This is a genomic window from Lactobacillus sp. HMSC08B12 (assembly GCF_001808415.1).
Lineage (GTDB): Bacteria > Bacillota > Bacilli > Lactobacillales > Lactobacillaceae > Lactobacillus > Lactobacillus delbrueckii.
The window spans coordinates 1890-24268 of sequence record NZ_KV793222.1; the positions used below are offsets into that span (position 1 = coordinate 1890).

At 51.0% G+C, this 22379-nt stretch carries 19 protein-coding genes, 3 pseudogenes and 1 riboswitch; of the genes and pseudogenes, 16 read left to right on the forward strand and 6 right to left on the reverse strand.

The genetic code is table 11. The features are described from left to right. The 8 genes and pseudogenes from HMPREF3168_RS10870 to HMPREF3168_RS10875 form a co-directional block, all read left to right on the forward strand. Positions 1–271, forward strand: a pseudogene (locus HMPREF3168_RS10870) (peptide ABC transporter substrate-binding protein); the annotation flags it as partial. Positions 272–444: 173 nt separating this feature from the next. Then, positions 445–1348: pseudogene (locus HMPREF3168_RS10390) on the forward strand (ABC transporter substrate-binding protein). Between the two features lie 228 nt (positions 1349–1576). Next, the gene (locus tag HMPREF3168_RS09365; RefSeq protein ID WP_070489769.1) at positions 1577–3223 is read left to right on the forward strand and encodes a peptide ABC transporter substrate-binding protein; all 1647 of its coding nucleotides are present in this window, start codon (positions 1577–1579) and stop codon (positions 3221–3223) included. 427 nt (positions 3224–3650) lie between these two features. Next, complete coding sequence (gene opp3b, locus HMPREF3168_RS09370) at positions 3651–4571, forward strand: oligopeptide ABC transporter permease (protein ID WP_070489771.1); 921 nt, start codon at positions 3651–3653, stop codon at positions 4569–4571. Positions 4572–4592: 21 nt separating this feature from the next. Then, positions 4593–5624, forward strand: coding sequence for an ABC transporter permease (locus tag HMPREF3168_RS09375; RefSeq protein WP_070489773.1), 1032 nt, complete (start codon positions 4593–4595; stop codon positions 5622–5624). Positions 5625–5637: 13 nt separating this feature from the next. Beyond that, positions 5638–6681: an ABC transporter ATP-binding protein gene (locus HMPREF3168_RS09380; RefSeq protein ID WP_070489775.1), complete on the forward strand. Its 1044-nt coding sequence runs from the start codon at positions 5638–5640 to the stop codon at positions 6679–6681. 14 nt (positions 6682–6695) lie between these two features. Continuing rightward, the gene (locus tag HMPREF3168_RS09385) at positions 6696–7649 is read left to right on the forward strand and encodes an ABC transporter ATP-binding protein (protein WP_003619469.1); all 954 of its coding nucleotides are present in this window, start codon (positions 6696–6698) and stop codon (positions 7647–7649) included. A 1-nt stretch (position 7650) separates the two neighbouring features. Continuing rightward, positions 7651–7863 carry a DUF975 family protein gene (locus HMPREF3168_RS10875; protein WP_070489777.1) on the forward strand — a complete coding sequence of 71 codons (213 nt, stop codon included), beginning with the start codon at positions 7651–7653 and terminating at the stop codon, positions 7861–7863. A gap of 144 nt (positions 7864–8007) precedes the next feature. Here HMPREF3168_RS10875 and HMPREF3168_RS09395 read toward each other — a convergent pair whose 3' ends face one another. The 3 genes from HMPREF3168_RS09395 to HMPREF3168_RS09405 form a co-directional block, all read right to left on the reverse strand. Then, positions 8008–9321, reverse strand: coding sequence for a C1 family peptidase (locus HMPREF3168_RS09395; RefSeq protein ID WP_070489779.1), 1314 nt, complete (start codon positions 9319–9321; stop codon positions 8008–8010). Between the two features lie 52 nt (positions 9322–9373). After that, positions 9374–10687: a C1 family peptidase gene (locus HMPREF3168_RS09400; RefSeq protein ID WP_070489781.1), complete on the reverse strand. Its 1314-nt coding sequence runs from the start codon at positions 10685–10687 to the stop codon at positions 9374–9376. Between the two features lie 115 nt (positions 10688–10802). Then, positions 10803–11228, reverse strand: coding sequence for an Hsp20/alpha crystallin family protein (locus tag HMPREF3168_RS09405; protein ID WP_003612939.1), 426 nt, complete (start codon positions 11226–11228; stop codon positions 10803–10805). A 227-nt stretch (positions 11229–11455) separates the two neighbouring features. Here HMPREF3168_RS09405 and greA point away from each other — a divergent pair, with 227 nt between their 5' ends. Next, on the forward strand, positions 11456–11917 hold the full coding sequence (greA, locus tag HMPREF3168_RS09410; RefSeq protein ID WP_002877232.1) for a transcription elongation factor GreA: 462 nt from the start codon (positions 11456–11458) through the stop codon (positions 11915–11917). A gap of 83 nt (positions 11918–12000) precedes the next feature. Here greA and HMPREF3168_RS09415 read toward each other — a convergent pair whose 3' ends face one another. Beyond that, entirely contained in the window at positions 12001–13290 is a 1290-nt protein-coding gene (locus HMPREF3168_RS09415; RefSeq protein ID WP_050952022.1) for an adenylosuccinate synthase, read from the reverse strand. Between the two features lie 185 nt (positions 13291–13475). Between HMPREF3168_RS09415 and HMPREF3168_RS09420 the strand changes: the two genes are divergently transcribed. The 3 genes and pseudogenes from HMPREF3168_RS09420 (at position 13476) to HMPREF3168_RS09430 (ending at position 16147) form a co-directional block, all read left to right on the forward strand. After that, positions 13476–14468 carry a GMP reductase gene (locus HMPREF3168_RS09420; RefSeq protein WP_070489783.1) on the forward strand — a complete coding sequence of 331 codons (993 nt, stop codon included), beginning with the start codon at positions 13476–13478 and terminating at the stop codon, positions 14466–14468. A 128-nt stretch (positions 14469–14596) separates the two neighbouring features. Continuing rightward, positions 14597–15903: pseudogene (locus HMPREF3168_RS09425) on the forward strand (Y-family DNA polymerase). Further along, the gene (locus tag HMPREF3168_RS09430; protein WP_070489785.1) at positions 15896–16147 is read left to right on the forward strand and encodes a hypothetical protein; all 252 of its coding nucleotides are present in this window, start codon (positions 15896–15898) and stop codon (positions 16145–16147) included. Before HMPREF3168_RS09425 ends, HMPREF3168_RS09430 begins: the two are co-directional and overlap by 8 nt. 69 nt (positions 16148–16216) lie before the next feature. Here the strand turns inward: HMPREF3168_RS09430 and HMPREF3168_RS09435 are convergent, their stop codons facing one another. Next, positions 16217–17509 carry a nucleobase:cation symporter-2 family protein gene (locus HMPREF3168_RS09435; RefSeq protein ID WP_070489787.1) on the reverse strand — a complete coding sequence of 431 codons (1293 nt, stop codon included), beginning with the start codon at positions 17507–17509 and terminating at the stop codon, positions 16217–16219. A gap of 29 nt (positions 17510–17538) precedes the next feature. Next, positions 17539–18108 (reverse strand): xanthine phosphoribosyltransferase, encoded by a 570-nt coding sequence (locus tag HMPREF3168_RS09440; RefSeq protein WP_013439051.1) that lies wholly within the window; start codon positions 18106–18108, stop codon positions 17539–17541. Between the two features lie 67 nt (positions 18109–18175). Continuing rightward, a riboswitch (purine riboswitch) is annotated at positions 18176–18273 on the reverse strand. Positions 18274–18462: 189 nt separating this feature from the next. Here HMPREF3168_RS09440 and HMPREF3168_RS09445 point away from each other — a divergent pair. The 4 genes from HMPREF3168_RS09445 (at position 18463) to HMPREF3168_RS09460 (ending at position 22107) form a co-directional block, all read left to right on the forward strand. Beyond that, a complete protein-coding gene (locus HMPREF3168_RS09445; protein WP_070489789.1) occupies positions 18463–19620 on the forward strand; it encodes an IMP dehydrogenase in 1158 nt (385 codons plus the stop codon). Continuing rightward, positions 19620–21173: a glutamine-hydrolyzing GMP synthase gene (gene guaA / locus HMPREF3168_RS09450; protein ID WP_002877245.1), complete on the forward strand. Its 1554-nt coding sequence runs from the start codon at positions 19620–19622 to the stop codon at positions 21171–21173. Before HMPREF3168_RS09445 ends, guaA begins: the two co-directional genes overlap by 1 nt. Before the next feature lie 324 nt (positions 21174–21497). Continuing rightward, a complete protein-coding gene (locus tag HMPREF3168_RS09455; protein ID WP_003616790.1) occupies positions 21498–21749 on the forward strand; it encodes a type II toxin-antitoxin system HicA family toxin in 252 nt (83 codons plus the stop codon). Continuing rightward, positions 21736–22107, forward strand: coding sequence for a type II toxin-antitoxin system HicB family antitoxin (locus HMPREF3168_RS09460; protein WP_003616793.1), 372 nt, complete (start codon positions 21736–21738; stop codon positions 22105–22107). The genes HMPREF3168_RS09455 and HMPREF3168_RS09460 overlap by 14 nt, the downstream gene beginning before the upstream one ends. Positions 22108–22379: the final 272 nt, after the last annotated feature.

Sequence of the window (22379 nt, forward strand, 5' to 3'; positions counted from 1 at the left end):
CTCCTTCCTGGACCTGTTCACTTCCACCAACTCTGAAAACAATGGTAAGTGGAAGAACGCAACTTACGACAAGCTGGTTGCTGACTCCAAGACTACTGCTTCCGCAAGCAAGCGCTGGAGCGATCTGAGCAAGGCTGAAACCATCCTGCTGAAGGATGCCGGGATCTCACCATTGTACTACGACACTAATGTCTGGATGATCCGTCCAAGCGTCAAGAACGTCATCCAAAACCGTGGGACTTGGAACTTCAAGGACGCCTACATCAAGTAAAAACAAGCTAGCTAAAGCTTAGAAGAGAACGCCGGAAGGCGTTTTCTTTTTGTCTGTTTTTATTTTTTAAAAGGGGTCAAAAATTAAAAAATCCCCGTTATAATTAGACTTAAGTTATAGATTTTAATTTAAACCTAATCTAAGTTTGCCTTTTAATAAAACGAGGTGCAATTATGAGAAAAGAGAAGTTATTCGCTACCGGCTCAGTTTTGCTCGCCTCAGCTGAGCTTCTGGCAGCCTGTGGCAGCTCATCAAGCAAGTCAAGCTCATCATCCAAGGCACAAAAATTGTCCTGGACGGAAGCTGCCGAATTGACGACCATGGACCCGTCCAAGGCTACCGACCGTTACGACGCTGACAGTTCAACAATGTCATGGAAGGTTTGATCAGGCTGGGCAACAATGCCAAGCCAACCCCGAGGATCGCCAAGAGCTGGAAGGAAAGCTCTGACGGCAAGACCTGGACCTTCAACCTCCGCAAGGGCGCTAAATGGGCCAACGGGGATGAAGTTACCGCCCAGGACTTCGTCTACTCCTGGAGAAGAACGGTCAACCCAAAGACTGCTTCTGAATATGCCTACCTGTTCTCCGGCATCAAGAACGCTGACGCGATCGTTGCCGGCAAGAAAGCAGCCAACACTTTGGGCATCAAGGCTGACGGCAAGTACAAGCTGACGGTGACCCTGGACCGGAGAATCCCATACTTCAAGCTGTTGATGGGCTTCTACATCTTCTCGAAACCAACTTGAACGCCCAGCAAAGCAAGCAGCTTAAGGGGACGACCGGCTGGACTGTCAGAAAGTTTGCCTCAACCAAGTACCTGCAATACAACATCGCCAAGGACAAGTACTTAGCCAACGCCAACCTGCGTAAGGCCATCTCCCTGTCCAAGACCACTGGGTCAACCGCAGTCCGCTGGAAGGCAATGGTGGCTGCTGAACGGGCCCTGCTGGAAGACCAAGGGGTTACCCCGCTGTACTACACCAACGAAGCTACCCTGGTTAAGACCAGCGTCAAGGGCGTTGTCTTCAACGGTGCCGGCTCACCTTACAACTTCAAGGAAGCCTACATCAAGTAGTTTAAGTAGTCTGGAAAGCAGCAAATTAAGCTGACAGATTTTTTAGAAAACGGAGCCCTGGCTCCGTTTTCTTTTTGCTATATACAATTCTGGCTATTTCTCTTTGCTGGTAAATTTAGAATTGTCAAAAGCCTGGAAATCTTCTATAATGAAAAAATGATTAGATGCTGATGGATTGCTAAAAATGTGTTTTACAAAAAAGTTTTTTGACCAAGAGAGGACAAAACAGTGAGTAATTTTAAAAAGCTTCTGACGGCAACTGTCGCCGTATCCGGCGCCTTCTTGCTAGCAGCCTGCAGCAAGACCGCGACCAAGTCAGCCAAGCCTGTGTCCAGCAGCGGATATGAAAAGTCAATCAACTGGATGACCACTTCTGAACTGGAAAGCCTGGACCCGGCCAAGGCCGACGATACAGCCAGTGAGGAACAGATCGCCAATACCTATGAAGGCCTCTACCGGCTGGGCGAAAACTCCAAAACCGTTCCGGGCGTGGCTACCAAGAGCACGACCTCTAAAGACGGCTTGACCTGGACCTTTTACTTAAGAAAGGACGCCAAGTGGTCAAACGGGGACCCGGTAACGGCGGAAGATTTCGTTTATGCCTGGCGCCGGCAGGTTGACCCCAAGACTGCTTCCAGCCAGGTCAACAACTACGAAGGCATCAAGAATGCTATCAAGATCTCTGAAGGCAAGAAGAAGCCGTCCAGCCTGGGTGTCAAGGCCGAAGGCAAATACAAGCTGGTTGTGACTTTTGAAAAGAAGATTCCTTATTTTAAGGTCGTTACGGCCATCAGCTTGAAGCCGCTGGACTCCAAAGCTGTCAAGAAGTACGGCAAGCGCTACGGTACCAAATCCGCCTATGCCGTCTACAACGGGCCTTTCAAGTCCGTGGGCTGGACTGGGTCCAACCTGACCTGGAAGCTGGCTAAGAACCCGTATTATTGGGATAAGCAGGCAGTTAAGCTGGAGACGATCAACTACAGTGTCCAGAAGACCCCGTCAACTGACTACAACCTCTACCAGACCGGGAAGCTGGACGCGGCCATCTTGGACACCCAGGCAGCTAAGAGAATGAAGGGCAAGAAGGGCTACCGGGTTCTGACCTTGGGCAACACCACCTACCTCTGCTACAACTACAAGAAGAAAAAGATCTTCCGTAATGCCAACTTGCGCCGGGCCATCTCCATGGCTATCAACCGCAAGCAGCTCTTGTCCACGATCGGTACCTACAACACCCAGGCCAAGACCTTCTCAGCCACCAACGTGGTTTTAGACGGGAAGAATTTTGCCCAGGAAGTGGAAAGTGCCAACTCCAGCGTGAACAAGTACGTGGAATACGACCTCAAGTCCGCCCGCAGTTACTTCAAGAAGGCCTTGAAGGAACTGGGCGTCAAGAAGGTTTCCTTTACTCTGATGGCTGACGACGACGACAGCTACAAGAAGCAGACGGAATTCATCCAGAGTGCCTTGACTGAGGCTTTTGGCGGCAAGATTACCGTTTCCGTCAACAACCTGCCAAAGACGACCCGGGTTTCCCGCCAAATTGCCAATAAATTTGACGTCGTTTTAGGCGGCTTGACCAGTGACTTCCCAGACCCATACCACTTCCTGGCTTACATGCAGTCAGGACAGACTTACAACTTCGGCAAGTGGTCTAATAAGGAATACGATAAGGCTGTCAAGGCTTCCTTGACCATGGACAAAACCAAGCGCCGCAAGGCCTTGCTCAAGGCGGAAAAGATCCTAATCGACCAGGAAGCTATCAGCCCGCTTTACCACATGGGTCAGGCCTGGATGATCAGACCAAATATCAAGAACCTGGTCTTCAACGGCGAATACCCAGACTTTAAGACAACTTACGCGGTTAAAAATTAAAATTTAACCGTGGTATAACTGAAAGTTGAGACGTTAGCAATAACGCTCAACTTTTTCTTTATTCCAGAATTTATGTCCGGGAATAGGATATTTTTTGGGCTAAAGGAGGGAGGCCACTAAAGATGTCTGCTGGCTGAAAGTTAAGAAAATTAGTTTTTACAGGAAAAAAAGACTAATATTTTTATCTTAGCCGAACACTTATTTAAAAAAGGTCAGTCTAAGTTCCAGATAGACTCAAAAAAAGAAAAAATCAAAGTTTAAGTTAGTTGCCAAATGATGGAAAAAAGGGACAAAAAGCCCGGAATGCTTGACTTTTAGGGGCACAGTTTTATATTATCGTATGGTAATTTCTTTATTTTTTGGTATAATAAGAAAAACATTAAAAATGTAATGCTGATTAAAGCGAAAAAGTGTAAGGAGCAATACTATGGCTAAATACTTGCTAAAACGTATTTTCTACATGATCCTCACTTTGTTCCTCGTTGCGACGATTACCTTCTTCTTAATGAAGATGATGCCGGGTTCTCCGTACGCCAACGAAGCAAAGATGACGGCTACCCAAAAGGCAATTATGAACAAGCAATATGGCTTGGACAAACCTATTATCGAACAATACATCACTTACCTGGCTGGCGCCGCGCATGGTGACTTTGGGATTTCCTTCCAATACAGCAACCAGCCTGTTTCCAGCTTGATCGGGGCGCGTTTGGGCGCTTCTGCTCAATTGGGTCTGCAAGCTCTGGTTGTCGGGATTATCCTGGGGGTCATCATCGGCTCAATCGCGGCCGTGAACCAAGGTACCTGGATCGACTCCACCGCGACGATCGTTTCCATCATCGGTAAGTCGGTTCCTAACTTCGTTCTGGCGGTATTGCTTCAATACTACATCGGCTTGAAGCTGGGCTGGTTCCCAATCGCCGGCTGGGGTGAAGCAGCACAGACGATCATGCCGACGATCGCCCTCTCGGTAGGGCCGCTGGCCGAAACAGCCAGATTTATCAGAACGGAAATGGTCGACACCTTGAGTTCCGACTACGTTGAACTGGGCAAGGCCAAGGGTCTTAGCCGGATCGAAGTCATCAGAAAGCACACCCTGCGTAACTCAATGATTCCATTGGTTACCTTGATCGGGCCATACGCCGTTGCTTTGATGACTGGTTCAATGGTTATCGAAAACATCTTCAACATTCCTGGGATCGGGGAACAGTTCACCAAGTCAATCCTGACTAATGACTACCCAACCATCATGGGTGTAAGTATGGTTTACTGCTTCGGTTTGGTGGTAATCCTGCTGCTCACTGACATCGTGTACAGTCTGATCGACCCACGGATCAGACTGACTGACTAACGGAAAGCGAGGTTAAAATCAATGGATCAAGACGCAAGTAACGTAAAGATCACACCTGAATCCTTTGAACACGTGGAAAAGGGTGACACGCAAAGTGCGGAACACATTTCTGGTCCCTCACTTTCTTTCATGCAGAACGTGTGGATCAGATTCAAGAGCAACAAGGCAGCCATGATTTCCGCTGTGATCATCATCGTGATGGTGGTTATCGCTTTTGGTTCCAGCTTCTGGATCAACAACTCCAGCTTGGTTAAGTCAGCTCCGCAATACGCCAACCTCCCGGCCAAGTGGAAGGGCTTTGACTGGCTCAACGGCTTGAACGGGAAGATCAAGCAAAACGGCGTTTGGACTGATGCTTACGCTTCAGTGCCAGCTGGCAAGTACTTCGTTGCCGGGACCGACTACCTGGGCCGGTCATTGGCCCAAAGAATCATCTACGGTACCAGGATCTCCTTGATCGTTGCCGTGGTTGCCGCCTTCTTCGACCTGGCCATCGGGGTTGCCTACGGGATCATCTCCGGTTGGAAGGGCGGCATGACTGACAACATCATGCAACGGATCATCGAAATCATTTCTTCAATTCCAACTCTGATTATCGTTGTTTTGATGCTGGTTGTCTTGAAGCCCGGCATCACTTCCATCATCTTGGCCCTGGCCATTTCCTCATGGACGACCATGGCTCGGCAGATCCGTGCCGAGACACTGTCTTTGAAGAATGAAGAGTACGTTCTGGCAGCCCGGTCCTTGGGCGAATCAACCTTTAAGATCGCTACCAAGCACCTGATTCCAAACCTGTCCAGTATCATCATCATTCAAACCATGTACACCATCCCGAGTGCCATCTTCTTCGAAGCCTTCCTGAGTTTCATCGGTATCGGTATTTCCGCGCCTGAAACTTCCCTGGGTGTGCTTTTGAACGAAGGGCAGAAGAACTTCCAGTTCCTGCCATACCAAATGTGGTACCCAGCAGCAGTCCTCTGCGTTTTGATGATTGCCTTTAACCTGCTCGGTGACGGTCTGCGTGATGCCTTCGACCCTAAGGGCCAAAGATAAGGGAGACGAACATATGGCAAATAGAATTTTAGACGTTAAAAACTTAAAGATTGACTTCCACACTTACGCTGGTGAAGTTAAGGCCATTCGTGACGTTTCATTCCACCTTGATGAAGGTGAAACTTTAGCGATCGTTGGTGAATCCGGTTCAGGCAAGTCCGTTACCACCCGGAGCATCATCGGCCTTTTGGCCAAGAACTCCCAGATCATGGGTGGGCAAATCCTTTTCCACGGCAAGGACCTGCTGAAGATTTCCGAAAAGGAATGGCAGCAGATCCGTGGTAACCAGATCGCCATGATCTTCCAGGACCCAATGACTTCTTTGGACCCGACCATGAAGATCGGCCAGCAGATTGCTGAACCATTGATCAAGCACAAGGGCGCTTCGAAGAAGGAAGCCTGGGCTAAGGCCTTGGAAATGATGAAGGCTGTTGGTATTTCGAACCCTGAAGAAAGAATCAACCAATACCCGCACCAATTCTCTGGTGGTATGCGGCAAAGAATCGTTATCGCCATTGCCTTGATCTGTGAACCGGAAATTCTTTTGGCTGACGAACCAACTACTGCCTTGGACGTTACTGTGCAAGCTGAAATCCTGGACTTGATGAAGGACTTGCAAAAGAGGGTCAAGACTTCCATCATCTTCATCACCCACGACTTGGGTGTCGTTGCCGGGATGGCTGACCGCGTTAATGTTATGTACGCCGGGGAATTTTTGGAAAAGGGGACGGTTGACGAAATCTTCTACAACCCGCAACACCCTTACACTTGGGGCTTGATCAACTCCATGCCGACCCTGACCAGTGAAAAGCTGGAATCAATTCCAGGGACTCCGCCAGACTTGCTTGATCCGCCAAAGGGCGACCCATTTACCCCGAGAAACAAGTACGCGATGAAGATCGACGCGCAAATGAAGCCGCCGTTCTTCAAGGTTTCAGAAACCCACCAAGCTGCTACCTGGCTCCTGCACCCAGACGCGCCAAAGGTTACTCCGCCTGATGAAATCGTGCGTCGCTGGGAACACTACAAGGAACTGCAAGCAGCTGACAAGGATTAAAGGAGAAGCAGAATATGCCAGAAGAAAGAAAAAAGATTTTAGAGGTCAAGCACTTGAAGCAATACTTCAAGAACGGACGCACCGTCACCAAGGGTGTCGACGACGTCAGCTTCGACATCTATGAAGGTGAAGTCTTCGGCCTGGTTGGTGAATCAGGTTCTGGTAAGACCACCACTGGCCGGTCAATTTTGCAGCTGTACAAGCCAACGGCCGGTGAAGTCCTCTTTGAAGGCAAGGATGTGGCCAAGCTACATGGCCGCGACGAACAATTGGCTTTCCGCCGCGACGCGCAGATGATCTTCCAGGACCCATACGCTTCCCTTAACCCAAGAATGACGGTTGAAGACATTATCGCGGAAGGGCTGGACATCCACCACTTGGTTAAGGACAAGGCAGAACGGCGCAAGCGGGTCGAAGACCTGCTGGAAACGGTTGGTTTGAACCGTAACCACGCTTCCCGTTTCCCACACGAATTCTCCGGTGGTCAGCGGCAAAGAATCGGGATCGCCCGGGCTTTGGCCGTTGAACCGAAGTTCATCGTGGCCGACGAACCTATTTCAGCCTTGGACGTGTCCATTCAAGCCCAGGTTGTCAACTTGATGATCGACTTGAAGAAGCAGCATGACTTGACTTACCTCTTCATCGCCCACGACTTGTCCATGGTTAAGTTCATCTCTGACCGGATCGGGGTTATGCACTACGGTAAGCTGCTGGAAGTCGGCAGTGCTGACGAAGTTTACGACCACCCGCTGCACGACTACACCAAGAGTTTGATCTCTGCCGTGCCGCAACCAGACCCGGAAATCGAACGGTCCCGGAAGCGGATCGATTACGAATACGGCAAGTTCGAAGGCGACGGTAAGGACGATCAACGGTCCATGCACGAAATCCGTCCAGGCCACTTTGTTAAGTGTACTGACGATGAAGTTGCCTACTACGAAAAGGTTGCCCAAAGCTACGAGAAGTAGTTTGATAAAGCAAATAAAGAAAGAGAGCTCCAGCGAGCTCTCTTTTTTGTGTTTCGTCTATTTTTCGTTCTTCGAATTGAGCTTTATCGGCTGGAACATTCTGGCCGGCCTGTCCTTGGGGATCGGCTTCCTCTGGCTGGTGCCTTACTACAACGCGGCTCACGCTGAGTTCTACCGGACTTTAGCCGGCGACCAGTTTAAGAGCAAGGATTAAGTCCAAAGTAAAATCACATGAAAAAACCGCTCAAGTTCTGTTAGAGAACTGAGCGGTTTTTTCGTGCTTAATCCCGGTGAAGGGCGGCGATGACCAGGCCCAGCATGACGAGCGAGATCAAGCCGACGATAATCAGCGTACCCATTAGGCTAATGAGTCCCAAGGAGCAAGTTCAACAGGAGTTGAAGAGAGCAACTCTTGCTGGTCTTTGGTCAAGTATTTCTTGTGAACAACGACTTCGTAGACGTATTCCTTGAACCAGTTGTGGCTCATGACGAAGAAGCCCTTTTCCCCGGACTTGTCGCCCCAGGAGTTTTCTACCTTCCATTGGCGGATGTTGCCCTTGTCTTCATCAACCCCGACCAGGGTCATGGCATGGGAAACTTCACCAGCGCCGGTAGCCAGACGGTCAGCCTTGGACAGGCTAAGGTCAACATCAAAGAGGTCTTCCAGCTTGTAGAGGTCAGTGTCCAGGTAGCCGGTCTTGCGGTCCATTTGCCGCAGGACGTCGTTGCCGAACCAGACAGCTTCCCCGTCCTTTAATTGGGCAACAGCGGCTTGCTCCAGGTATTCCATCGGCACGTTCAAGAAGAGGATCGGGCTGCCGCCTTCAACGTTGTCTTCAGCGCCCAGGTGGTAGAGCTTGCCGTATTCGTGGTCTGGAGCGTTGGTCAAGACCACGTAGTCGTCCAGGTCGACGTCAAAGTACTTGTTGAAGAAGGAGACTGGGGTCAAGTCCTTTTCCAGGTGGTAGTTCTTGTCGTCGTCTCTGTATTCCAGGTCAAAAGTCTTTGGCGGTTCACCAACGGCGATGGCAACCATCCGGTAGATTTCGTTTAAGAAGATCTTGCGGGCCTTTTCTAGCCCTTCCTGGTCACCTGCTTGAGCCAGGCGGCGCAAGGCCAGGGCGTCTTTTCTTTCCTTGTCAGCTAGGGCGCTGGCCAAACCGTTAGTAGCGGAAGTGTTGAAGCTTTCAGGCATAACGTAGCTTGGCACGACACCATACTTCTTGACCAAAGAGATGGCCATGTGCCATTGGCCGCCGTCGTGGCCGGCGAAGTCGAAGTAGCTGCGGACTTCCCGGTCGTCTAATGGCTTATCAGCGGTTTCGATCACTTTTTCATAGAAAAGGTTGGCTCTTTCCAGCTTGTCCCAGAAGAAGTTGTAGCTTTGGGACAGGGTAAAGTTCTTGGCCTTATGCTTGGCGCCGAAGTCGTGGCGCAAGACGTTCAAGGTTGAGAAGAGCCAGCAGCGGCCGGACTGCTTTTGGTTGGTGACGTTGTCCGTTGGCAATTCAGTTGAAAAGACCCGGGTTAGGCGGCCAGCCACGCGTTCGTTGTAGGAAGCTTCCAGAACCCCGCTTCTGGCGGCAGCGCGGGCGATGACTTGGTTCTTAGGGTCAACATTGAAATTGGCGCTGAATTCCGCCAATTCCTGCAGAGTTAATTCATGACTCATATTTTTTTCTCCTTTTGTTTTAATATTAATAAGTCAATGTTAACATACCTGCTTAAATTAAGGAATCCCAAGGATCAAGTTCGATCGGCTGGTTCTTGAGCAGGTCCAGGATTTCAGCCGGCACGTGCTTCTTTTGCACGGCGACCTCGTAGGTGTATTCTCTGAACCAGTCAGCGCTCATGGTGAAGTAGCCCTTTTCCCCGGACTTGTCGCCCCATGAGTTTTCCACCTTCCATTGCCGGACTTGCCCGCCGTCCACGTCAACGCCGACCAGGGCCATGTCGTGGGAAGATTCCCCGATCCCGGTCGCCAGGCGGTCAGCCTTGGATAAGTGGCTGTCGATGTCCAAAAGCTGGTCCAGCTGGTAGAGATCCAGGTCCATGAAGCCGGTCTTGCGGTCCATCTGCCGGCCAACATCATTGCCGAACCAAACAGCTTCTCCGTCCTTCAGCTGGGCAATCGCCGCGTCTTCCAGATATTCCATCGGCACGTTGATGAAGAGGTTAGGGTAGCCGCCCTTAATGTTGTCTTCAAAGCCCAGGTGCAAGACCCGGTTCATTTCATGGTCTGGGGCATTAGCCAAAACCACATAGTCGTCCAGGTCGGTCGCACAGTACTTTTTGTAGAACTGGACCGGAGTCAAGCCCTTATCCAAGTGGTAGTTCTTGTCGTCGTCTCTGAATTCTAGGTCAAAAGTCTTCGGCGGTTCACCCAAGGCCGTAGCCATGATCCGGTAGATCTGGCTTAAAAAGTCGGTCCGGGCTGCCTCCAGCCCTTCCTGGTCGCCTGCTTGCGCCAGCCGGCGCAGGGTCAAGGCATCTTTTCTTTCCTTGTCGGCCAAAACCATGTCCAAAGCCTGGCTGTGGTTGCTGTTGAAGCTTTCCGGCATGGCGTAAGCCGGTACTACACCGTATTTGGCGATGAGGGAAGCTGCCATGTGCCACTGGCCGCCGTCGGTCTGGCACCAGTCAAAGTAGCCGCGGACCGTCCGGTCAGTCAAAGGCCGGTCAGCCGTAGCAATGATCCGGTCGTAGAAGTAGTTGGCCCGTTCAATCTTGTCCCAGAAAAAGTTGTAGCTCTGGGAGAAGGTGAAGTTCTTAGCCTTGTTGGCCTTGCCAAAATTGTGCCGGACCACGTTCAAGGTTGAAAAGAGCCAGCAGCGGCCGGATTGCTGCTGGTTGGTGACATTGTCAGTGTCCAGCTCGATGGAAAAACTCCGGTTCAGCCGCTGGCTGACGGCCGGGTTGTAGGCGGCTTCCAAGAGGCCGCTTCTTCTGGCGGCTCGGGAAATTACTTGATTTTTAGGATCAGCGTTGAAGTCCCGGCTGAAGGACTCCAGGAGCTGGGGGCTTAATTCGTGTGACATGAAAAATCTCCTTTAGCAATAGATGATTATAGAATAATCTTACGCTAAAGAGGACAAAAAAAGAAGCCCTCGCGGGCTTCTCTAAGCACTCTGGGCTTCTCTAAGCACTCTGGGCTTATTCGATAGTAATCGTGTCTTCGTTTTCTTCTGGAGCTGCCTTTGGCAGGGTAACCGTCAAAACGCCCCCGTCAAGCTTGGCGCTAATGCCTTTCTTGTCAACGTTCGGCAGGCTGAAGCTTCTGGAAACTGACCCTTCGCTGCGTTCCTGGCGCAGGAGGTTCTTCTTCTTGTCGCTGTCATCCTTGAAAGTGCTGCGGTGGCCGGAAATCGTCAAAATCCCGTCAGTGTAAGAGAGGTGGATGTCATCCTTGCTCATCCCCGGCACGTCGACCTTGACGGTGTATTCGTGCTCATCTTCAGCAACGTCTGATTGCAAAATGTTTCTGAAAGCGTGGCTGTCCAAGAAGTCCTTGGAGTTGTCAAGCCAGCCGCCCATGTGATCGAACAAGTCGTTGTAACGGTTCATTAAATCATTAGTCATAGTCTAAAACTTCCCTTCAACAAATTATTCAAATTGCCTTTTACAAACAGAGGCGGGGAGAGAAGCGGCGGAGCCGCTTTCTTTCCCGACAACTATATTATAGTCCCTTTTGGGAAAAATGGCGTAATTAGCATTCAACTTTTTTGACTGCTAAATAAAATTTTTGGCAAAAAGACCTGGGCGGGCTATAATGATTAAAAAATGGAAGTGAAAGGCGACTGGCAAGCATGGTATATTATCAGAAAATGACCCCCGAGGGCTACAAGCAGATTGAAGACGAGATTGCGGCCTTGAAGGCTGACCGGCCCCGCCGGGTGCAGAACCTGAAGGAGGCCCGGGCCCTGGGCGACTTGTCCGAAAATACTGAATATTCAACCGCTAAAAGAGAACTCCGCCACCTGGACAGCCGGGTCCGCTACTTGAACAAGCAGCTGAAATACGCGGAAGTCATCGAAACGGTCAACGACGGCAAGGTCAACCTGGGCAAGCAGGTGGAAATCCGCTATGAAGACGACCAGGAGGTTGAAGAATACCGGATCGTCGGCCGGATGGAAGAGGCCGTAGGGGATGGAAAACTGCCCTTTGACTCGCCTTTGGGCCACGCCCTGATGAAGCACAAGGCCGGAGACCGGGTGACAGTTGAAGCCCCAATGGGGGACTATGAAGTGACCATTTTGTCGGTCAAGTAGCAAACAGCAGAAGAAAATATAAAGACAAGAAAAACCGTTTCGCCAGGCGAAACGGTTTTTGTGTTGATAGCTTTTTTACCGTCTTACAGAGTCCATGGGTCTTGCAAAACAATGGTTTGTTCCCGGTCTGGGCCGACAGAAACAGTCACGACAGGGATGCCAGTGATTTCACTGATCCGCTTGACGAAGGCCTGGGCCTTTTCTGGCAGGTCTTCCCAGCTCTTGGCGCCGGTGATGTCTTCTTCCCAGGCTGGCAGTTCTTCGTAAACTGGCTGGCAGGCTTCAACTTCCTTCAAGCTGGCTGGGTAGTAGTCAATTTGCTTGCCGTTTAAGTCGTAGGCCACGCAGATCTTGATCTTGTCAAAGCCGCTGAAGACGTCCAGCAGGTTTAAGCTCAAGGCGTTGATGCCGGCTACGCGCTTGGCGTGACGGAGGGCAACTGAGTCAAACCAGCCAACCCGGCGCGGACGGCCAGTAACAGTACCGTATTCGTGGGCGATGTCCCGGATCTTGTCGCCGGTTTCATCGTGCAGTTCAGTTGGGAACGGGCCGGCACCAACTCTGGTAGTGTAGGCCTTGCAGATGCCCAGGACAGTCTTGATCCGGTTAGCCCCGATCCCGCTGCCGGAAGCGATCCCGCCGGAAACTGAGTTAGAAGAACTTACGAATGGGTAGGTACCCTGGTCGATGTCCAGCATGATCCCTTGGGCACCTTCAAAGAGGACCTTTTCGTCCCTGTCCAGGGCGTCGTTGACGTAGAGGGAAGTGTCACAAACGTACTTGGCGATCCGCTTGCCGTATTCAACGTACTTGTTGTAGATTTCGTCAAAGTCCATGGCTGGCTTGCCGTAAACCTTGGTGAAGAGGGCGTTCTTGCTTTCCAGGTTGAAGCGGAGCTTTTCCGCAAAAGTTTCCGGATCGATCAGGTCGCAGACCCGGATGCCGATTCTGGAAGCCTTGTCCATGTAAGTTGGCCCGATCCCGTTCTTGGTGGTGCCGACCTTCAGGCTGCCCTTGGCTTCTTCTTCATAAGTGTCTTGCATTACGTGGTAAGGCATGATGACGTGAGCGCGGTTGGAGATCTTCAAGTTGCTGGTGTCGATCCCGCTCTTTTCCAAGTTGTCCAGTTCGCCCAGGAGGACTTCAGGGTTGATAACCAGCCCGTTGCCGATCACGGCGCCCAATTTAGCCGCGAAGATCCCGGATGGAATCAAGCGCATCTTGAATTCCTTGCCGTCAAAGTCGATCGTGTGGCCAGCGTTGTTACCGCCGTTAGCGCGAACTGACAGGTCTGCCGTCGTCCCTAAAAAGTCTGTAATCTTACCCTTTCCTTCGTCGCCCCATTGGCTGCCGACAACTGCGATTGATGTCATTTTTTCACCTCAAAAAATATTTCGTAGAACTTACGTTAGAAAGGTTAGCATTTGCCGGGCAATTAGTCAACAGGAAATCCGAATAATATTTTCAGAACGTTCGTGAATAGTTCGAATAAACCTTGACTTTTATGGGAAATGTCAGTAAAGTATCAAAGGTACTTTAAAAAAGGAGCTGGCAAAAAATGAACAATTATTTCAGCATGGAAGCTTTTGACTATGATGATATCCAACTGGTGCCCAACAAGGCCATCGTGAAGAGCCGGAAGGAATGTGACACGAGCGTCAAGTTTGGAAACCGAACTTTCAAGATCCCAGTCGTTCCCGCCAATATGGAAAGCGTCATTGACGAAAAGCTGGCGGTCTGGCTGGCCCAAAATGGCTACTACTATGTCATGCACCGCTTCCAGCCCGAAAAGCGGGCCGACTTCATCAAGATGATGCATGAGAAGGGACTTTTTGCATCGATTTCCGTCGGCATCAAAGGCGATGAATATGACTTCATCGACGAACTGGTGGAAAAGGACTTGATCCCGGAATACACCACGATCGACGTGGCCCACGGGCACTCAGTCTACGTGATCGACATGATCAAGTACATTAAGGAAAAAATGCCGGACACCTTCTTGACGGCCGGCAACGTGGCAACGCCGGAAGCCGTCCGGGAACTGGAAAATGCCGGCGCGGACGCTACCAAGGTGGGGGTTGGCCCGGGCAAGGCCTGCATCACCAAGCTCAAGACCGGTTTCGGGACTGGCGGCTGGCAGCTTGCTGCCCTCAGAATGTGCAGCAAGGTGGCCAGAAAGCCTTTGATCACTGACGGGGGGATCCGCCACAACGGTGACATCGCCAAGTCTGTCCGCTTCGGGGCCAGCATGGTCATGATCGGGTCAATACTGGCCGGGCATGAAGAATCCCCGGGCAACGTGATTAAGATCGACGGCAAGACTTACAAGCAGTACTGGGGTTCAGCCAGTGAAGTGCAAAAGGGCGCCTACCGCAACGTTGAAGGCAAGCAGATGCTGGTCCCTTACCGGGGCAGCATCGCTGACACCTTGGAAGAAATGAAGGAAGACCTGCAGTCTTCCATCTCTTACGCCGGTGGCCGGGACCTGGAATCAATCAAGCGGGTCGACTACGTGATCGTTAAGAACACGATCATGAACGGCGACTATTAAACTGAATTTTGTAAAAAGAGGCTGAGGCCTCTTTTTATTTTTGCTTTTATTTTCTGTTTGCTTGCTTTTTAGAACAAAAGTTCGATATAATTTATCAGAACAAATGTTCAAGAAAGAAGTGGATTTTGATGTACGATTACCGCTATGAGCCCCACCGGGTTATTTTCATGATCGACAACAAATCTTTCTATGCCTCCTGCGAGGCCCTGCGCCTGGGCCTGAACCCAATGGAAGTCGCTTTAGCCGTCGTGTCCCAGCAGGTGGGGACTGACTGGGGGTCAGGCTTGATTATGGCTGCCTCGCCTTTGGCCAAGAAAAAGTACGGCCTGAGCAATGTCATGCGGGCCAGAGACTTGCCGCCTAAAGACCAGGCCCCGGACCTGATGCTGGTTGAGCCGCATATGAATCTTTACATCAAGCGCAGCATGGAGGTTTTGCAGATTTTCCGCAAGTACGCGGCGGATGAGGATATCCATGTCTATTCGATTGATGAAAGCATGATCGATATGACTGAGTCCTGGCACCTGTTTGGGGATGATCCTTATCTGGTGGCCCGGAAGATTCAAAAAGATATTCACGACAGCCTGCGCCTGTACACGACTTGCGGGATTGGGGAGAACCCCTTTTGGCCAAGCTGGCCATGGACATTTCCGCCAAGCACCGGACTTCGATGATTGCTTGCTGGCACTATATTGACGTGCCCGATACTATCTGGAAGATTCCCAAGCTGGAAGACGTTTGGGGGATCAATGTCAAGATGGCCAACCGCCTGCGCCGGCTGGGGATCAACAACATGTATGACCTGGCCCACAGCGATCCGGCTATTTTGAAGAAGGAGTTCGGAGTGATCGGCGACCAGCTTTTTGCCATGAGCTGGGGAGTGGACCGGAGCATCATCAAGCAGAAGTACCGGCCCAAAAGCAAAAGCTACGGAAACTCCCAAATCTTAAGCCGGGACTATGAAGACCAGCGGGAAATTGAGATCGTTATTCAGGGAATCGGCGACCAGGTCGCGGCCAGAATCCGGGCCCAGCACTTGCTGGCTGGCCGGGTCAGCCTTTATGTCGGTTACGCTGACTACGAGGCAGATCCAGCTGGCTTCAGCATTCAAGAGAAGATCACGCCGACTGATATTTCCAGCGATTTGGTGGCCAAGCTCAGGGCCCTTTTCAGAAGAAAGTGGCGGGGGCAGGCGGGCAGACGGCTGGGAGTGACCTACAGCAATTTATCGCCGGCCGGCTGCCAGCAGCTGACCTTCTTCCTGCCTCCAGCCGAGCAGATCAAGCAGCAGAAGCGGGATCAGGTGGTTGACAAATTACGGAAGAAGTATGGTTTTGCCAGTGTCGTCAGAGCCTCCAGCCTTTTGCCAGGGGCCACGGCAATTGCCAGAAGCCGCTTGGTCGGCGGCCACAATGGGGGCAACGCCTATGAGTAAGGAGTTTGACCAGCGGGTGACGGATTTTTTCGCCCATTATCAAGACCGGGGGATGAAGAAGTGGGCGAGCTTTTTCCTAAGCGACCACACGGCCATGATCAATAAAGAGACAAGGCAGAAAAGCGTGCCCGACCGGGCGGAAATAGTTGGCTTTGTCCAGGGCTACGCGGAAGACAAGGTGGTGATTGGCGAACATGTCATTGCGCTAGACGACTTGCGCTGCGTCCTGCTTTTAAGTGATTAAGGACAAAAAAGAAGCCCCGCTTCATGGTAAAGGAGGCTTCTGAGATTTATCTGTGTTTAATTGCAAAAGTTATTTTTCGTCCAGTCCTTTTTTGCCCTTGAAGATCAAGTTCAAAAGGACGGAAGAGATTGAGGCGATGACGATCCCGTTTTCTAGGAAAAGCTGCAGTTCACTTGGCAGAGCCTGAAAGATGGTTGGGTAGACGGAAACGCCTAAGCCCAGGCCCAGGGAGATGGCCACGATCAAGAGGTTATGGTTGTCGCTGAAGTCGACCTTGAGCAGCATCTTGATCCCTTGTACGGCGATGGAGGAGAACATGACCACCATGGCCCCGCCTAAAACGGCCGTTGGCATGATGGTGACCAGGGCACCGACTTTTGGCAGAAGGCCCATGGCCATCAAGAGGCCGGCTGCCCAGTAGATCGGCCGCTTGGACCGGATGCCGGACAGTTGCAGGAGGCCGACGTTCTGGGAGAATGTGGTGTAAGGGAAGGTGTTGAAGAGACCACCGAAAATCTGGGCCAGCCCTTCAGCCCGGTAGCCCCGCTTGAGGTCATCTTCCGTGATGTCCTTGCCCAAGAGGTCGCCTAAGGCGAAGAAGACGCCGGTTGATTCAACCATGGAGACCAGGGCGATGATCATCATAGTCAAGCTGGATGACCATTCAAACTTTGGCAAGCCGAAGTAGAAGAATTGCGGGAAGTGCAGCCAGGCAGCTTCAGAAACTGGGGTCAAAGAAACCATGCCCAGGCAGGCGGCCAGGAGAGTGCCGACGATGAGGCCGATCAAGATGGAGATTGAGGCGATGAAGCCCTTGGCGAAGGCTTGCAGAGCCACGATCACCAAGATGGTGACGCAGCCGACTAGGAGGTTCTTCGGGTCACCGAAGTCCTTGGCAGTGGCTGACCCGCCGCCAAGGTTCTGGATGCCGACCGGGATCAAGGTCAAGCCGATAGTGGTGATCAAGGTCCCGGTGACAACTGGCGGGAAGAGCTTTTTGATTTTGGAAAAGACTCCGGCGATGAGGAAGACGAAGACCCCGGCCACGATGATTGATCCGTACATGGTGCCGATGGAGTACTTCTGCCCGATCATTTCCAAAGGAGCAACAGCCTGGATGGCGCAGCCTAAAACGACTGGCAGGCCGATCCCGAAGTAGTGGTTGCGCAATAGCTGCAAGAGGGTGGCCAGGCCGCACATGAAGATGTCGATGGAGACCAGGTAGGTCAATTGCTCTGAGTTAAAGTGCAGGGCATTGCCGATCAAGATCGGGACCGCCACGGCCCCGGAGTACATGGCCAAAAGGTGTTGCAGGCCCAGGACAAAAGAGCGGCCTTGTGAAGGTTCTTGTGTTTGATCCATTTTTAGTAAATAACTCCCACTGTCAAAGATTAATTGAAGATAACTTGCCCGTCGGCGAATTCCTTGATGCTGGCCAAAGCTTCCAGGTGATAGCCATGGTTAACCAGCCAGTCGTGGCCGCCCTGGAAGGCCTTCTCCACGACAACGCCCACGCCGACTACTTCAGCGCCGGCTTGTTCAGCCAGGGAGATCAGGCCCTTGGCTGCTTCGCCGTTGGCCAGGAAGTCATCGATGACTAAGATGCGGTCATTGGCATCAAGGAACTTGGCTTCAACAGAAATGGTGTTGGTCACTTGCTTGGTGTAGGAGAAGACTTCCGCGGTGTAGACGGCGTCAGTGACGGTTGAAGGCTTCTTCTTTCTGGCAAAGACCATCGGCACGCCCAGGCAGTAGGCGGCCATGATGCCGGGAGCGATCCCGCTGGCTTCAGCGGTAAGGACCCGGGTGACGCCAGCATCCTTGAAGAGGCGGGCGAATTCCTGGCCTAGGGTCATCATCAATTGGGGATCGATCTGGTGGTTCAAGAATGAGTTGACCTTCAAGACGTCGCCTGGTAAAACGACGCCATCCTTCTTAATGCGTTCTTCTAAAAGTTCCATGTGACTCCTTCCGAGAAAAGAAAAAGGCTCCTTTTACCAAGCTAGGCAAAAGAAGCCGCGCCGGCAATACCGGCCCTTCTTTACCTATAGTCCGGAGTTTACGGCTCCGGGTAGAGACTGCTGCCCGTATCGCAGCGATATATAAGCAGAAACATTTGTTAAGTTATTGCTAAATCTTACAGCAAAAGCCGAATTAATTCAATAAGATTCGCTGAAAAATTTCTAATCTGGCGCAAAAAGTCCTAAAATATTAAAGGAATTAGTGAATAATTCGCTTTTTGTTGACCTGGCGGCGAAAAACGTGTAAAGTTGATTAATTAAAAAGTATCAACGATTGTTTGAAAGGATAAAATCATGTCTTTGTGGGAAACCAAATTTGCTAAAGAAGGTATTACTTTTGACGACGTGCTCTTGATTCCAGCTGAAAGTCACGTTCTGCCGAACGAAGTCGACTTGTCAACCCAGCTGGCACCAAAATTGAAGCTGAACATTCCTTTGATCTCCGCTGGGATGGACACGGTGACCGAAGGCAGAATGGCGGCAGCCATGGCCAAGATGGGCGGTCTTGGGGTAGTCCACAAGAACCTTTCAATTCAAGCGCAAGCTGACGAAGTCCGTCTGTCTAAGAACACTCCGGTAACTGCCGAAGACACCCACGCTGCCGTTGACAAGGATGGCAAGCTCTTGGTAGCTGCTGCTGTCGGTGTGACCAGCGACACTTTTGAAAGAGCAGAAGCCCTGTTTGAAGCCGGTGCTGACGCGATCGTTATCGACACGGCTCACGGTCACTCAGCCGGCGTTTTGCGCAAGATCAAGGAAATCCGCGACCACTTCCCGCACAACACTTTGATTGCCGGCAACGTGGCTACTGCTGAAGGTACCCGGGCCTTGTTTGAAGCCGGCGTTGACGTAGTCAAGGTTGGTATCGGGCCTGGCTCAATCTGCACCACCAGAGTGGTTGCCGGTGTCGGCGTGCCGCAATTGACTGCTATTTACGACGCGGCTGACGTAGCCCGGGAATTTGGCAAGCCGATTATCGCTGACGGCGGGATCAAGTACTCAGGTGACGTGGTTAAGGCTTTGGCTGCTGGCGGCAACGCTGTTATGCTGGGCTCCATGCTGTCAGGTACTGAAGAAGCTCCAGGGGACGTGCAGCAAGGTGCTGACGGCCGTCTGGTTAAGTCCTACCGTGGTATGGGGTCAGTTGGCGCCATGTCCCAGCAGAATGGCTCAAGCGACCGCTACTTCCAAGGCGGCGTGAACGAAGCCAACAAGCTGGTGCCAGAAGGCATCGAAGCTGTTGTTTCTTACAAGGGTACGGTAAGCAACGTTGTTTACCAGATCCTTGGGGGCCTGCGGTCCGGTATGGGCTACTGCGGGGCTGAAAACATCGACAAGCTGATTGAAACCGCCCAATTCGTCCGCATTTCAAACGCCGGCCTGCGTGAATCCCACCCGCACGACGTGATGATGAGCAAGGCCGCACCTAACTACGGAGGCATCGACTTCTAATGGCAAAAATCGATTTAAGCAATTTTGACAAGATCATCGTCCTGGACTTCGGCAGCCAGTACAATCAATTGATTACCCGCCGGATCCGTGACTTTGGCATCTACTCAGAACTTTTGCCGCACACGATTACGGCAGAAGAAGTGAAGAAGATCGCTCCTAAGGGGATCATCTTCTCCGGCGGCCCGAACTCAGTTTACGATGAAAACGCCCTGGACGTTGACCCGGAAATTTTTGAACTGGGGATTCCAATCTTGGGTATCTGCTACGGGATGCAACTGATGACCCAGAAGCTGGGCGGGACGGTTGAAAAGGCCGGGGAAGCTGAATACGGCTCAGCCCACATTGAAGTCAAGGAAGCTGACAGCCCGCTTTACAAGGGCCTGCCAGAAAAGCAGGTTGTCTGGATGAGCCACGGGGACCTGGTAACCAAGGTGCCAGAAGGCTTTGAAGTTCTGGCTTCAAGCAAGAACTGCCCGATCGCTTCCATGGCTGACCCAGACCGGAAGTTCTACGCAATCCAGTTCCACGCTGAAGTCCGCAACTCAGAATACGGCCTGGACATCTTGCGCCGTTTTGCCTTTGACGTCTGCGGGGCCAAGGACAACTGGACCATGGATGACTTTATTAAGCTGTCTGTTGACTCAATCAGAGAAGAAGTTGGCGACGCCAATGTGATCCTGGGGATCTCCGGCGGGGTTGATTCCAGTGTTACGGCTACCCTTTTGCACAAGGCAATCGGCAGCCAGTTGACGGCGATTTTTGTCGACCACGGCCTGCTTAGAAAGAACGAAAGCGATGAAGTTATGGCCGCTCTTAAAGAAGGGCTGGGCGTGAACATCGTCAGAGTTGATGCTAAGGACCGCTTCATGTCCAAGCTGGCTGGGGTAACCGACCCAGAAAAGAAGCGGAAGATCATCGGTAACGAATTCGTGCAGGTCTTCAACGATGAAGCCAAGAAGATCAAGGACGCCAAGTTCCTGGCCCAAGGGACCTTGTACACTGACGTGATTGAATCAGGGACCGACACGGCCCACACGATCAAGAGCCACCACAATGTCGGGGGCTTGCCGGAAGACATGCAGTTCAAGCTGATTGAACCGCTGCGGCAATTGTTCAAGGACGAAGTCCGGGTCTTGGGTGAAAAGCTGGGTCTGCCACACGACTTGGTATGGCGGCAGCCGTTCCCAGGTCCTGGCCTGGCTATCCGGGTAATCGGGGAGATCACTGAAGAGAAGCTGCGGATCGTCCGGGACGCGGACGCGATCTTGCGGGAAGAAGTCAAGAATGCAGGCTTGCAGGAAAGCATTTGGCAATACTTTGTTGCTTTGCCAGGGATGCGGAGCGTCGGGGTCATGGGCGACGGCCGGACTTACGACTATGCTGTCTGCATCCGGGCCGTTACGTCAATTGACGGGATGACGGCTGACTTTGCCCAGATTCCATGGGATGTTCTGCAGAAGATCTCCGTGCGGATCGTCAACGAAGTCAAGCAGGTTAACCGCGTACTGTACGACGTGACGAGCAAGCCACCGGCAACTATTGAATACGAATAAAATAAGCGGAATTTTTCTCCGCTGGGGAAACTACCTGGTTATTGCCGGGTAGTTTTTTTGTGGAAAAATGCAGGAAGTTGGAGCCTTAAAAGCAAAGTAATTACTGCTAGCAAAAGTATAGTCCAGAAATAATTTGACTCAATTATAAAGGGCTATTTCGACGTACGCATCAGTTTGGATAATCTGCGAGGTAAAAGCAAAATAGCTATAGTAAGTAATTTGCACAAGAATATGTTAAATCGCAGATAGTCAATATTTTGGTTTAAAGGCTGTATCTTTTGACACCGAATATGACACCATATATAATGATACTAGGAGTTTATAATGTCGAAATGGGATAAACTGTTACAGCGCATCCTTTCATTATCAAAAGGCATGCGTTTTGTTGAATTGAAGAAGGTTCTAGAAAGTTATGGTTATGTAATGACGGCACCAAGAAGTGGAAGTAGTCATTATACGTTTCGCAAACCGGGTAAAACTCCCATTACGATCCCTAAACATGAACCGATTAAGAAAATATACGTTGAAATGGTACGCAAAGTTGTTGAGGAGGAAACGAAGCATGAAGACAATTGATGATTATCTGGCTCTTCCATACAGACTTGAACTTGTACCTGATCCAGATGAAGGCGGTTATGTTGCCAGCTATCCAGAATTGCCTGGATGCATTACTATCGGGGAAAGTCTAGAAGCTGCCGCGAAAAACGCGGAGGATGCTAAAAAAGCGTGGCTGGAAGCCGCGCTGGAGGATGGTATTGAGATAGCAGAGCCGGCATCTCTGGATGACTATTCCGGGCAATTTAAGCTGCGGATTCCCAAGAGCCTGCACCGCTCACTTGCTGAACACTCTAAACGCGAAGGTGTCAGCATGAACCAGTATTGTGTCTATTTGCTGTCTAAGAATGATGCGCTGGAAGAAAGAAATAGAGCTTGATGTTGGAAACTACCTGGTTATTGCCGGGTAGTTTTTTATTGCAAAAATAGGGTAGAAATGCCTATCGAATGCTGAGTAATGTCTTGATTATAAAGAAGAGCAAAGCGATTTAATAAAATGCTTTGCTCTTCTTGTATATATAAGTGAATCTTTTTAACAGCGACGTATTACTTAACGCAGCTGATTGTATTTGTCTTGCAATAAAAAGTTAATCGTCTAACATCAGAATGAACTTTCTTTTGGGAACTGTATAATTTTATGTGTAAGGATGA

Bases quoted from the DNA above. Each gene is read 5' to 3' on its own strand.
- opp3b (WP_070489771.1), top strand. From the start codon at position 3,651: ATGGCTAAATACTTGCTAAAACGTATTTTCTACATGATCCTCACTTTG.
- HMPREF3168_RS09395 (WP_070489779.1), bottom strand. From the start codon at position 9,321: ATGAGTCATGAATTAACTCTGCAGGAATTGGCGGAATTCAGCGCCAAT.
- guaA (WP_002877245.1), top strand. From the start codon at position 19,620: ATGGCAAAAATCGATTTAAGCAATTTTGACAAGATCATCGTCCTGGAC.
- HMPREF3168_RS09440 (WP_013439051.1), bottom strand. From the start codon at position 18,108: ATGGAACTTTTAGAAGAACGCATTAAGAAGGATGGCGTCGTTTTACCA.
- HMPREF3168_RS09375 (WP_070489773.1), top strand. From the start codon at position 4,593: ATGGATCAAGACGCAAGTAACGTAAAGATCACACCTGAATCCTTTGAA.
- HMPREF3168_RS09430 (WP_070489785.1), top strand. From the start codon at position 15,896: ATGAGTAAGGAGTTTGACCAGCGGGTGACGGATTTTTTCGCCCATTAT.
- HMPREF3168_RS09415 (WP_050952022.1), bottom strand. From the start codon at position 13,290: ATGACATCAATCGCAGTTGTCGGCAGCCAATGGGGCGACGAAGGAAAG.
- HMPREF3168_RS09385 (WP_003619469.1), top strand. From the start codon at position 6,696: ATGCCAGAAGAAAGAAAAAAGATTTTAGAGGTCAAGCACTTGAAGCAA.
- HMPREF3168_RS09380 (WP_070489775.1), top strand. From the start codon at position 5,638: ATGGCAAATAGAATTTTAGACGTTAAAAACTTAAAGATTGACTTCCAC.
- HMPREF3168_RS09460 (WP_003616793.1), top strand. From the start codon at position 21,736: ATGAAGACAATTGATGATTATCTGGCTCTTCCATACAGACTTGAACTT.
- greA (WP_002877232.1), top strand. From the start codon at position 11,456: ATGGTATATTATCAGAAAATGACCCCCGAGGGCTACAAGCAGATTGAA.
- HMPREF3168_RS09445 (WP_070489789.1), top strand. From the start codon at position 18,463: ATGTCTTTGTGGGAAACCAAATTTGCTAAAGAAGGTATTACTTTTGAC.
- HMPREF3168_RS09435 (WP_070489787.1), bottom strand. From the start codon at position 17,509: ATGGATCAAACACAAGAACCTTCACAAGGCCGCTCTTTTGTCCTGGGC.
- HMPREF3168_RS09420 (WP_070489783.1), top strand. From the start codon at position 13,476: ATGAACAATTATTTCAGCATGGAAGCTTTTGACTATGATGATATCCAA.
- HMPREF3168_RS09400 (WP_070489781.1), bottom strand. From the start codon at position 10,687: ATGTCACACGAATTAAGCCCCCAGCTCCTGGAGTCCTTCAGCCGGGAC.
- HMPREF3168_RS09405 (WP_003612939.1), bottom strand. From the start codon at position 11,228: ATGACTAATGATTTAATGAACCGTTACAACGACTTGTTCGATCACATG.
- HMPREF3168_RS09455 (WP_003616790.1), top strand. From the start codon at position 21,498: ATGTCGAAATGGGATAAACTGTTACAGCGCATCCTTTCATTATCAAAA.